We start from the raw sequence: 11,835 nt of genomic DNA on the forward strand, positions 1-11,835 counted from the left end.
AGTGTCCTCCTCAGCGTTTCGTGTAAAACCGTGCGCGTGCGAGAAAACGCCAGTCTAGAAGGCTCAGGTTAGGAGCTCTTGGCCTTGGCGTCTTTTTCTGAGCGACGAACCAGCACAATGGCAAACACCAGTGCGAGGACAACTCCGGCGTTCACGCCCAGTTCCAAAATGGCGCGCTGGAACTCCTCCGTGGTTTTGCCTTGATTGAGTGTGAGCGACGAGCCCACCGAGAGAATGTGTCGCACGCTGGCAATCACACCGATGACAAGAAACTTGCTGAGTTGGAAAAATCCGTCGGTGAAACGTGCGACGACGGTGCGAATGATTTCCAAGATGATGACGATAAACAACACGTCGTTAATCGCTTCCAGCATTCCGTTGGGAAAAAACGGCCGGATGGTGATTACCCGCCAGACGGTGACGCCCACGGCGGCAACAGCCACAACGAGCAAAATGAGCCCCAACACGGCGTGCACAACATCCTCGATACCGTCGAGTACCCGCTTTGGGACGATCCCTGTGTTGTCGCGTGGAACATCTGTGTTCTTGGTCATATGTGACCTCCCTGGCCCCAGACTAGGGGTCGTTGCTGACCAACAGAAGAGGGTTCGTGCAATTAGCCTGGGGGAGTGGAAACCATCCCGTGGGACGCAGGAAGTTGGCGCAATCCCCCCTCTGACGCCGCGGTGGACCGTGATGCACTGAAGGTGCGCACGAAAGAAGCCACCGATATGTGGCGCCACACCAGTTACGGATTCGTTCACGACTCTGGGCATGCCCTGTTGGCGCCCCTGCCGGATGGTCAGGCGATGGAATGTGATGTTGAGGCCCGCTATGAAAAACAGTTTGACCAAGCCGGGCTCATTGTATTTTCCGCACCCACTCACTGGATTAAATGTGGGATTGAGTTTGCGGACGGTTCAGCCCAGTTGGGCGCTGTGGTGACCAGCGAGGTATCTGATTGGTCAGCCGCTCCGGTCCCACACTGGTCAGAAGGAATCACTCGTTTTCGGGTCAGTCGAATGGGTGACGCCTTGACTATTCGAGCAAAGCGACCGGGAGAGCCGTGGCAGCTGGTGCGTTTGGCGCCCATCGAATCGAGCCGACAGTGGTGGGCCGGTCCTTACGCGGCAAGCCCGACGAGAGCGGGTCTTGAGGTCAGCTTTTCTCAGTTGAGTCTCGGCGCGGCCGATTCGGCCTTGCATGGCGAGGATTAGTCGGGCGTGTGAACCGCCCGTGTCCTTCACGCCTGGCATAGCCTGAGAACAGCACACCACAGAGTGAGGTTGAGAATGACCGAAGAGGCCGTTGCCCGTTACGCCACATTCGCTGAGCGGCGCCACCAGGCAGCGCTTAGTCCCCAAGGGTCGTTAGCGTTAGTGAATACCCAGTGGGTGACTGACGAACAAACCGTCTGGGCTGCTCCCGGTGTGTGGGCACCCCGGCCCGATGGTGAGCCTGGTCTAATGGTGAAAGCTGTGGCCTCCGACAGCATCACGGTGGACGGGGTGTTGGTTGACGGTGAGGCGTCAGTGTCACCAAAGGGTGACAAGCCTGCATCCGAGGTTCGCTTTTCTGACACCGTGAGCGCCACGGTGATTGCGGGTGAACCTGGTTTCGCCCTCCGAGTCTTCGACCAGCAATCAGATGATGCCACCGGCTTTTCCCACATCGATCGCTACGACTACAACCCCGACTGGGTGCTCAATGCCGCGTGGAGGGAAATACCGGGTGGTTCGATTGTGGGCTTTGAACATCTCAAAGACGACGGCAACGCACGCGATGAGGTAGTTCCTGGCGATATTGTCCTCGAGTTTGAGGGCGAGTCCTACACGCTCAGTGCATTTAAGGCAGGAACCGCCCTGCAACTGGTTTTTGCTGATACCACGAGTGGTGTCGAGACGTACAGCGTGGGACGCTTTCTTTTTTGCGCCCCGCAACCCGATGGCACGATTACGTTGGATTTCAACTACGCCATATTGCCCCCGTGTGCCTTTAGTTACCAGTACAACTGTCCACTACCTCCGGCCAATAACCGGTTACCCTTCCCCATTCGTGCCGGTGAGAAACAGGTGATGGCGACCTCTGGTGGGCTCTTGCACCCGGAGTAACCCTCAGACCACTGCGGCCTCAGGCTCTAACCTGAGAATCACACGCTTGTGATTTAGGCGGGCGTTGTGTCACACTACATACATAACTGCACAGCACTTCGCGCGTTTCTGTGGTCGATGGGGAAGTCGAGCCAACAGGAACGGAGGAGAACATGGTGGCACCGACGGTAAGTGGGGTGCTTTTTGTGCATTCTGCTCCGCGCGCCCTTGCTCCACACATCGAGTGGGCCCTGGGTAGTGCGTTGGGCACTCAAATCACTTTGGAGTGGGTAGACCAGCCAGTACTCCCCGGTTCCCTTCGCGCCGAATACACCTGGTATGGCCCGGTCGGCACAGGCGCGATGTTGGCCAGTGCGCTTCGCGGTTGGGAACACCTGCGCTACGAAGTCACCGAAGATGCTTCACCTGGTGTTGATGGGATGCGCTTCCTGCACACCCCGGATCTGGGTGTTTTTGCTGCCCCCATGGATGCTGCGGGAAACCTCGTCATCCCGGAAGATCGTGTCCGCTACGCCATCGAAGTGGCCGCGGGAGACGCCAGTGAAATCGCGAAAGAGCTCACGCTCGCCTTGGGTGGAGCCTGGGACGAAGAACTCGAGCCCTTCCGTCACGCCGGCGACCACGAACGTGTGGTGTGGTTACACCGCGTCGGTTAACCCCAGCGTTTCGCGCATTGCACGCGCCCTTAAGCGCCCCAAAACAAGGCGTGCAAGCACGAGCGACACAGCGGTTATCGCCAACAGTCCTGCCACGCCGGCGCTAATGCGTCCGGAATCACCGCCGGCGATTGCGGCAATCAGGGCGTCTGCACTCCACGCCATCGGGCTGAAGCCGCCCAAGGTTTGGTAGAGGCCAGGAAGCGCTTCCAAAGGAATAAGGGTGCCCAGGGTGATGACTTGGATGACCCCCGCGGCAATCGAGAGTGAGGCGAGTAGTTGGGGTTTCCACAACCACACGAAGTAGTGCGCCGCAGTGAACCCCAGCGCCGTACTGGAGACCACCAGTGTTGACCAACCCAGGTCGCCAAGTGCTAAGCCGCCAAGGGTGTGCATGAGCGCGATTGCCACAATGGCTTGAATCGCCACAGTGCCCAGCACCGGCAGAAGCGACTTTCGCACAATCCGCGCCGTTGTCGCCGTGGAGCCCAATATTCGGTGACTCAAAGAGGGAAGTCGCAGTGTTCCAAGGAGCGCCACGAACCACAATGCGACGGGAACGAACACACTGGTGAGTGTTTCTTGAAAGCCGATGCTCTCCGGCCGGTCGTCCTGCACGAAACCAATGGGGGAGAGGAGCGTGTCGAGCTCAGAGTCGGAGGGTTCTTCTAATCCCTCGTCAGCAATATCGCTCGCGGCATCGGAAAGCCCATCGGCAAACTCTTCCATGCCCTCAGCAAGCTCCGCGGTGCCTTCCTCGAGATCGCCGATGCCGTCATCGAACTCTTCAACACCATCGGCGAGGTCAATCAGTCCAGAGCGAATATCGTCGGAGCCTTCCTGCAAGGAATAGCTGTTTTCTGCCAGGGCGTCTGCGCCCTCATCGAGACCGGTAATTCCTGTGCGGACACCAGAAATTGCGGTGTCGACATTTGTGGCCAGGGTGGTCCCACCGGCAGCAGCCGTGGAGAGATCTGTGATGAAGTCTCCGAGTTTCTTGTCCAACGCGGCGTTCCCGGTGACCGCGGGCAGGCCTCTCAGTTGCCCGAGTGTGGGGTCCGAAACAGTGTTTCCCTCACCGTCGGTATAAGTAATTGCCGTCAGGTCCACGCCGTCACCAAGGTAAGCGCTGAGTGCTCCACTGAGCCCGCTCACTCCGTCGGTGTAAGCCTCGACCCCGTCGGCCAGCGCCGGAAGTTGCTTGGTGCCCCGGTTGAGCTCTTCCGCCCCATCAGCCAGTTTTCGCAGACCATCAAGGTATTTGTCCAGTCCGTCGTCAAATTCGATGTAGCCGTCAGCGAGGTCTGAGGTTCCCTCCGCGAGTTCTTCCGAACCCTCCTTCACATCGCTCACACCATCAGCGAGTTCCTGGGTCGCCTCGGCGACCTCCTCTGCACCTTCGGCCGCCTCAGTGATGCCATCACCTAGGTCAACTATGGCGGTGAATAGGCCTGCGGTGATTTCTCGGCCGAACTCGGCGCTGATGGTCGAGGCAATGGTGGCACCTAGCTGGTCGGAAAGCACACCGGCGAGGTAACTGTGTGAGGGGTCGGTGGTAATGGAAAAGGTGGCTTGTTCGGGGGAATCTGTGTCAAGCGAGAGTACTGCTTCAGAGAAGTTCTCGGGGATTTCTAAGACGGCATACACCTCGCCTGCGGCGAGGAGTTCGGCAGCTTGTGAGCTGCCGGTAATGACCCAATTAACTTCAAAATCATCGTTGGAGACCAGTTCGGTGACCAGTGGCCTGGAAGCAAGGATGATTTCTTCCTCACCGTTGTCATCGGTGCGCTCCACCAGTTCGTCATTGTTCACGAGGGCGACGGGGATGCGCTCGATTGCGGTGTCTGCGGAGGTCACAACACCGAGCAGAGTGGCAATGAGAATCAATGGGAGTGCTACCGCGCCGGCCCACCACGACAGACGTTGGCGACGAGTGTCTCTGATCATTGGACACCGCCCAGCTGCAGTGCGGCAGGAGTCACATCGACGACTCGACGTGCCATATTCGAGGGCAGAGCCCGAGCCGGCGGGAGGACACACAACACCACAAGTTGGTCTTCAGCAGCAAAGCTGTCGATTGCGTGCCACCACAGGGCATGGTCGTCCAGGCTGGAAACGGGATCACCGGCGCCCACAATGGTGATCGGTGCACGATCTACCAGCGCAAGTGCCGCCCACACCAGGATTTGTTGGGCTCTGGGTAATACCCCTGCTCTGGTGTTCTCATCGAGAGTGATGACCCCGGTTTCTGGGGGCAGTTGCCCACTGAGGGTATTGAGGTGTCGAAGAGTGTCTTGCACGATGGTGGCTCGAGAGGCAGTAGATCGGCTACCGGCACTCCCGGCATACGCTAATCGCTGGTCGATGGCGCTTCCCAGGGCATCCAGGAGGTCGTCATCTCTTCTGGACCAGACCGAAACTTTGCGCGCGACGCGCCCAGATTCACTAGGCAGAGGGTGGCCTGCGACCTGGAGCGCCCCGGAGCGGGGTGGCAGATAGCCCGAAAGGGTGGCGGCTAGTGCACTGGTGTGTTGGGGTTCGCCCACCAGGTCAATACGTGCACCGGGCTCCCATTCGAGTGAGAGTGGCTGCTCGGGCCCCGACTGGGTGACCAAGAAATCGGCGTGGACGGCAAGGTGTTGGTGTTGGCGCGCCCACTGGGTGTCTCGGATGTGGTCTCGAAGCTGTTCGCCCTCCACATCCGCCTGTGGCACTCGTGAGTTCCAGGAGTTGGGAAGCCACCAAGCTTTTCGCCCAAAGAGTGCCATCAGGGCGGGAATGAGGGTCATCCGGACGATAAACGCGTCAAAGGCAATCCCGACCGCCAAGCCCAATGCGATGGGTTTAATCGTGTTGGAGCCTTCTGGGACGAAGGAGAAAAAGACGAAAAACATGATGAGGGCGGCAGCCATCACCACCCGTGCACCCTGGGAGTAGCCCTCCTCGATGGCGTGTCGCCAATTTCCGGTGTGCACTTGGACTTCGCGCATGCCGGAGACCATGAACACTTGGTAGTCCATCGCTAAACCAAAGAGCACCGCCATCAGGATGATGGGCATGAAGCTCAAAATGGGGCCAGGGGTCACGTGTAGCAGGTCTGCCCCGTAACCCCACTGGAACACCACGACAACGACTCCGAACGCTGCAGTGACTGAGAGGGCAAAACCCAACGCCGCTTTCAGGGGGACCACGATCGATCGGAAGACGGCGAGTAGTAACACGATGGCGAGTCCGACGACGACGACGCCAAAGGGCAGCAGCGCATTTTGGATGCGCTCAGACACATCGACACCGATGGCAGTCACACCGGTGACAGCCATCGGGGCGTCGTATTCCTGCTCCCAGTCGGGAATGCGCTCCCGGATATCTGCCAGGAGTGCTTTTGTCTCCTTCGAATCGGGTGCGTACTCCGGGACGATTTGGAAGATGCCCGTGTCGAGACCGGGGGAGGGGAACCCTTGGCTGACATACGCCACGCCTGGAATCTGGCCGAAGTCTTCTTCCATCGCCTCCAGGTCGTCTATTAGCTCTTCGCTTCGGGTGATGTCGACGGCGATGAGGAGCGGGCCGTTATATCCCGGGCCAAACCCTTCACTGATGAGGTCGTACGCCTGGCGCTGTGTGGAGTCCTCTGGTTCTTGACCCCCACCGGGAAGGTTGAGATCTAACGACAGTGCGGGTAGAGCAATTGCCCCAAGGCCCAGCACGGTAATGAGTGTGACGGCGAGAGGGCGCTTTGCCACCATGCGCACCCAACGCCTGCCAAAACTGGGGTTGTCCGCCGAGTAGGCGGCCACCCGGGCTGCTTGTGAACCCGGTTGAGGACGCAGTTTTTCCCCCGCGAGACCCATGAAGGCGGGCAGGAGGGTGATGGCTGCCACGACGGCGATAGCCACCGCGAGAGCGGCCGAAGCACCCAACACACTGAGGAAGGGCAATCCTACGACAAAAAGACCCAGAAGGGCCACAATCACGGTCACTCCCGCGAACACCACAGCATTTCCCGCTGTTCCCACCGCGATCCCGGCTGATTCTTCAGCGTCTTCCCCGGCGGCTAACTGCGTTCGGTGTCTAGAGAGGATAAATAGTGAGTAGTCGATACCCACTGCAAGACCCAGCATCACGGCAAGTAGTGGCCCAGAGCTGGAAATAGTGAGCTCGCGGGCGGCGAAGAACAACACACCCAGCACAATGCCCACCCCGATAATGGCACTCGCGAGGGGCATCCAGGCGGGTCGAAAGGACCGGAAGGTCACGATGAGGACTAGTCCCGCAAAGGCGACACCGAACACTTCAGCGATGGTGAGGCCGACCTCTTGGTCTTGAAACACGGCTCCGCCGAATTCAACCCGAAGTCCTAGGGGTTCCACAATTGCTCTGGTTGCTTGAAGCTCAGTCAAGAGTTCATCGGTCACTTCGGGGCCGGCCGCCTCGAATTGAATCTGGATGTACGCCGTGGTGGCGTCCTCGGAGAGGGCCTGTTCGGCGAATTCCTCAAAGGGGTGCACCGCTTCTTCGATGCCGTCAAGATCTTTAATGGTTGTCGCGAGTTCGATGATGCCGAGACGGTTCGACGGTGTCGTGAGCCGCTCACCCTCTGGCGCGACGATGACTGCTTGTGCGGATGCTCCGGCGAAAGTGGGAAAAACCGCTTCGAGTCGGTCAAAGGCTTCCTGAGATTCACTGCCGGGAATACGGAATTCCTCATCGGTGGCTCCGGCGAAACCAAAGCCGATACCGCCAATCGCGATGAGGGCGACAAGCCAGCCGAGGAGAACCCGGCCCGCGTGACGGTAGCTCGCCTTACCCAGGCGATAGAGGAAAGTGGCCATTAGCGGCTGGCCTCCGGCTGTTCAAGTCGCAACATTTGGCCGAGCACCTCGCGCAATCCTTCTCTGGCAGCCTCGTCATCGAGCCCCGGTACCCCCAAGATGCCACTGGAGACCAGGGCGTAGGTGGCTCCTGAGACGGCGATGCCAAAACGCAGTCGGTCTTCTTCGCCATCGGTCATCTCACCCACCATTTCAGCCATTTGTGCCATCAGCTGGTGTGCGCGGCCAAGCGATTTACTCTCCTCGGCGAGGTAGGGGTGGGCGACGATGATGTGGGTGGCGAGGCGGTGGTTGATCAGGAAATCGACGAAGTTGTCAATAAACACCCGCCGGGAGCCGGCGTCGTGGGTTGCGGATTCGTTGGAGCGCTCCAACAGGGCGGAAAGAGCTTCGAGTGCTGGTGCGAGTGCCACATCGACGAGGTGGTTTTTATTGTGAAAGTGATAGAGCACGTTGGCTTTGGATGACCCGGCGTGGTCGGCCACATCCTGAATCGTGGTGTGGGCGATTCCCTGGTGGGCGAAGCGCTCCAGGGAGACCTGCAGGATGTGATCGTGATTGGACACGACCTCGAGCCTAAAGTGAAGAGACACCACATCCTGACCAGTTGGTCAGTTTGTGCGCCAATTCCCAGTCAGTCCTGGGCAAAAGCCAAGCTAGTTGCTACGGAAAGCAACAACCGCGTTGTGCCCACCGAAACCGAAGGAGTTGGACAACGCCAGTAATGGCCCATCGGGAAGCGTCCGGGGGCTTGTGACGACATCGAGTGGAATCTCTGGGTCCTGGTTATCCAGGTTGATGGTGGGAGGGGCAGTGCGCTCGTGCAATGCCAGCACGGTAAATACGGCTTCGAGTGCACCAGTACCGCCCAGAAGGTGTCCGGTGGCAGCCTTGGTGGCCGAGATAGGGATTTGCTTCACGTACTCACCAAAGACGGAGTAGAGCGCGTGGTATTCCGCGATATCACCGACAGGGGTCGACGTGGCGTGAGCATTGATGTGGCCCACATCCTCGGGGCCTGCACCGGCTTGTTCTAAGGCTTGTAGGACGGCCCTGGATGCCCCGCCACCCTCAGGGTCGGGGGCCGTGATGTGGTAGCTGTCTGAGGTCACCGCACCGCCAGCGAGTTCGGCATAAATGCGCGCACCGCGGGCTTCCGCGTGCTCGCGAGTCTCGAGGATGAGCGTTGCCGCACCCTCACCCAACACAAAACCGTCGCGGTCCACGTCATAGGGGCGAGAAGCCCGTGCGGGATCATCGTTTCTTTTCGACAGCGCCTGCATTGCCGCAAAAGCCGCGATCGGCAAGGGGTGGACCACCGACTCGGTTCCACCCGCGACGACGACATCGGCAAGACCCAGTTGGAGATGTTCATAGGCGTTGGCAATGGATTCGGTTCCCGATGCACACGCGGACACCACGGTGCGTGCGCCAGCGCGAGCCTCCAGTTCCATACTGACCGCGGCCGCGGCCGCGTTCGGCATCAGCATGGGAATGGTCATCGGTAAGACGCGCCGGGGACCTTTTTCTCGAAGCGTGTCCCATGCATCCAACAGCGTCCACAGACCACCGATTCCTGTGGCGTAGTCGACCAGGATCCGCTCCGGAGCGATTCCTTCCAAGCCGCTATCCGCCCACGCTTCCCTGGCGGAAATCAGTGCCAACTGTGCGGAGGGGTCGAGCCTCTTAATTTCTCGACGCTCTAACACGTCCTCCGCTTTGACCGCCACTTCCGCGGCAAACGTAATCGGAATCTCTCGCTCAGCGATCCAGTCGTGCTCGAGGGTGCGCACACCGGACTGCCCTGCCAGCAGGGCGGTCCATGAATCCCGTGCCGTTCCCCCTAGCGGGGAGGTGGCACCAATACCGGTGACGACCACTTCGACCATGACGTATCCCTCCGTGGTCAGTGTGACTTGCGGGAGAACCCGCGCAGGTTACTGATTTTTTTCGATGAACTCGACGGCATCTTTCACCGTCAAAAGGTTCTTGACCTCGTCGTCGGGAATCTTCACATCGAACTTTTCCTCAGCGTTAACCACGATCGTCATCATTGAAATCGAGTCGATGTCGAGGTCGTCCGTGAAGGACTTATCCATTTCGACCTGGTCGGCGGCAATTCCGGTTTCGTCGGTAATAAGCTCGGCGAGGCCGGACATAATCTCTTCGGTGGTGTGGGCCATGGGGAACCTCTCAATATCTGGTAGTCGATGAACAGTGTTTTATTCTACGGTGCGCGCGAGCCCCGCCTGTTAGGGCAAACGCACAACTTGAGCGCCGTACACCAGGCCGGCACCAAAACCTATTTGCAGTGCGTAGCCCCCGGAGGCTTCCGGGTGGTCAGCCAACAGCTGGTGCATTGCCAACGGAATTGAGGCCGCTGAGGTGTTTCCGGTGTGCGCAATGTCTCGAGCGACCAGCACCGATTCAGGAAGCCCCAATTGTTTCGCGAACTCGTCAATGATCCGCATATTGGCTTGGTGGGGAACAAACGCGGTCAAATCTTCTGCGGTAATGCCAGACACTTCCAGTGCCTCGCGCGCAACTTTTGCCATGTCCCAGACAGCCCAACGAAACACCCCTTGACCGTCCTGTCGAAGGGTCGGAAACTCGCCGTCGGGATCATTGAAGGCGTCTTTCAGCGGCCTATCCATTCCCACCGAATCCCAGCGCGAACCGTCTGAACCCCACAGGGTTGGTCCAATACCGGGCTCTTCTGCAGGTCCCACGATTGCTGCTCCAGCTCCATCGCCCAGGAGAAAGGAGATGCTGCGATCCGAAGGTTTTGCAAAGTCACTCAGCTTTTCCGCGCCGACAACCAACACATAACGAGCGATTCCTCCGCGAATGAGAGCGTCAGCTTGCGCGATTCCGTAGGTATACCCCGCGCACGCGGCCGAGACATCGTAGGCCGGAGCCGGGGTGGCGCCTATACGGTCGGCAAGAAGGGCGGCCAGGGACGGGGTCTGCACGGTGTTCGAAATGGTCGCGACGATGACTGCACCAATCTCCGATGCCTTGATACCCGCTTTGGCGATAGCTTCGAGGGAAGCCTGTTCAGCTAAGTCAATCGCTTGGACTTTTTCGCTTGCGCGGCGTCGCTCGATAATGCCAGTACGTTGACGAATCCACTCATCCGAGGAATCAATCGGTCCGATCAGGTCGTCATTGGGGACCACCAGGTCACCTCGCGCGGCGCCCAAGGAGTAAATCCTTGAGTGGGGTGCCCCGGTGGTTTGATTAAGAGAAGCCACATTAACCCTTTTCTTCAGCGGAAAACGCGTCTAAGTGCTCGGGCAAGTCTAGCTTCCGGGTTGACACACCCGGCATGGACCGCTTCGCCAGTCCCACCAGTGCACCTGCCGGGGCAAGTTCAATCACCTCTGTGGCACCGGCCGCCACGAAAGCTTCCATGCACCGGTCCCAACGGACGGGTGAGGTCATTTGAGAAACCAAGAGTTCCAGGTATTTGCCACCCGAGGTGACGACCGAGCCGTCTTGGTTTGTGTAGATCACCGAAGTCGGGTCTTTGGGCGACACACTTGTGGCAGCCGACTCGAGGTCAGCCTGGGCAGGCTGCATGAAGCTGGTGTGGAACGCTCCCGCCACCTCGAGGGGAATCACTCGGGTGCCCTCCGGCGGGTTACCTCGCAAGTCGTCTAGAGCAGCGAGTTCACCGGCGACGACCACCTGAGTGGAACTATTCACGTTCGCTGCAATGAGTCCTCGCTCGTCCAGGACACCCTCCAGTGACTCCAGATTGGTTCCCACCACAGCCGACATCCCCGTTGGTGTGAGTGACGCCGCTTTGGACATCGCCGCACCGCGACGGGCGACTAGTTGGAGGGCTTCTACGTCGGTGAGAACCCCGGCAAGTGCAGCCGCAGTGAACTCACCCACCGAATGTCCGGCATAGTGCACGTCTTCAGTGAGAGTGGCTTGAAGCGCCCGGCCCGAGATCAATCCGGCGGCAACGATTAGCGGTTGAGCAATCCGGGTGTCTCGGATTGTTTCCGCATCGCTGTGTGTCCCATGAGTGATCAAGTCGACCCCGATAGCGGCCGACCAGTCGGCCACGATTTTGTGGGTTTCTGGATTTTCTAACCACGGAGCGAGGAAACCTGGTTTCTGGGAGCCTTGTCCGGGAGCAACGACAACACGCATCCCCCTAGTGTCCAGGGGTGGCCACCACCGGTCATAGGAGGTTAGAGGGAAAGAAAACCCTAATTCTTCGTG

The 11,835-nt window shown here is 59.2% G+C and carries 11 protein-coding genes; 3 read left to right on the forward strand and 8 right to left on the reverse strand.

The genetic code is table 11. The annotated features are described in order from the left end of the window. Positions 1-68 precede the first annotated feature (68 nt). Positions 69-554 carry a phosphate-starvation-inducible PsiE family protein gene (locus tag C3B54_RS04400; protein ID WP_170006129.1) on the reverse strand — a complete coding sequence of 162 codons (486 nt, stop codon included), beginning with the start codon at positions 552-554 and terminating at the stop codon, positions 69-71. Positions 555-629: 75 nt separating this feature from the next. Here C3B54_RS04400 and C3B54_RS04405 point away from each other — a divergent pair, with 75 nt between their 5' ends. From C3B54_RS04405 to C3B54_RS04415, 3 genes are all read left to right on the forward strand, one after another. Continuing rightward, the gene (locus C3B54_RS04405) at positions 630-1,217 is read left to right on the forward strand and encodes a DUF1349 domain-containing protein (protein ID WP_104913417.1); all 588 of its coding nucleotides are present in this window, start codon (positions 630-632) and stop codon (positions 1,215-1,217) included. A gap of 75 nt (positions 1,218-1,292) precedes the next feature. Beyond that, positions 1,293-2,111 carry a DUF1684 domain-containing protein gene (locus C3B54_RS04410; RefSeq protein ID WP_104913418.1) on the forward strand — a complete coding sequence of 273 codons (819 nt, stop codon included), beginning with the start codon at positions 1,293-1,295 and terminating at the stop codon, positions 2,109-2,111. 152 nt (positions 2,112-2,263) lie between these two features. Further along, positions 2,264-2,767, forward strand: a complete 504-nt coding sequence (locus C3B54_RS04415; protein WP_104913419.1) for a DUF3145 domain-containing protein — start codon at positions 2,264-2,266, stop codon at positions 2,765-2,767. Here C3B54_RS04415 and C3B54_RS04420 read toward each other — a convergent pair. The 7 genes from C3B54_RS04420 to C3B54_RS04450 form a co-directional block, all read right to left on the reverse strand. Further along, positions 2,750-4,714 (reverse strand): YhgE/Pip domain-containing protein, encoded by a 1,965-nt coding sequence (locus C3B54_RS04420; protein WP_104913420.1) that lies wholly within the window; start codon positions 4,712-4,714, stop codon positions 2,750-2,752. The two genes, C3B54_RS04415 and C3B54_RS04420, sit on opposite strands and share 18 nt — an antisense overlap. After that, positions 4,711-7,599, reverse strand: a complete 2,889-nt coding sequence (locus C3B54_RS04425) for an MMPL family transporter (protein WP_104913421.1) — start codon at positions 7,597-7,599, stop codon at positions 4,711-4,713. The genes C3B54_RS04420 and C3B54_RS04425 overlap by 4 nt, the downstream gene beginning before the upstream one ends. Further along, positions 7,599-8,165, reverse strand: a complete 567-nt coding sequence (locus tag C3B54_RS04430) for a TetR/AcrR family transcriptional regulator (RefSeq protein ID WP_158665532.1) — start codon at positions 8,163-8,165, stop codon at positions 7,599-7,601. Before C3B54_RS04430 ends, C3B54_RS04425 begins: the two co-directional genes overlap by 1 nt. A 90-nt stretch (positions 8,166-8,255) precedes the next feature. Next, positions 8,256-9,488 (reverse strand): beta-ketoacyl-[acyl-carrier-protein] synthase family protein, encoded by a 1,233-nt coding sequence (locus C3B54_RS04435; protein ID WP_104913423.1) that lies wholly within the window; start codon positions 9,486-9,488, stop codon positions 8,256-8,258. A 48-nt stretch (positions 9,489-9,536) separates the two neighbouring features. Continuing rightward, positions 9,537-9,782, reverse strand: coding sequence for an acyl carrier protein (locus C3B54_RS04440; RefSeq protein ID WP_104913424.1), 246 nt, complete (start codon positions 9,780-9,782; stop codon positions 9,537-9,539). Between the two features lie 69 nt (positions 9,783-9,851). Further along, entirely contained in the window at positions 9,852-10,853 is a 1,002-nt protein-coding gene (locus C3B54_RS04445; RefSeq protein WP_104913425.1) for a beta-ketoacyl-ACP synthase III, read from the reverse strand. Between the two features lies 1 nt (position 10,854). After that, positions 10,855-11,763: an ACP S-malonyltransferase gene (locus C3B54_RS04450; RefSeq protein WP_104913426.1), complete on the reverse strand. Its 909-nt coding sequence runs from the start codon at positions 11,761-11,763 to the stop codon at positions 10,855-10,857. Between the last annotated feature and the right edge of the window lie 72 nt (positions 11,764-11,835).

Origin of the sequence: Pontimonas salivibrio, assembly GCF_002950575.1 — a bacterium.
Lineage (GTDB): Bacteria > Actinomycetota > Actinomycetes > Actinomycetales > Microbacteriaceae > Pontimonas > Pontimonas salivibrio.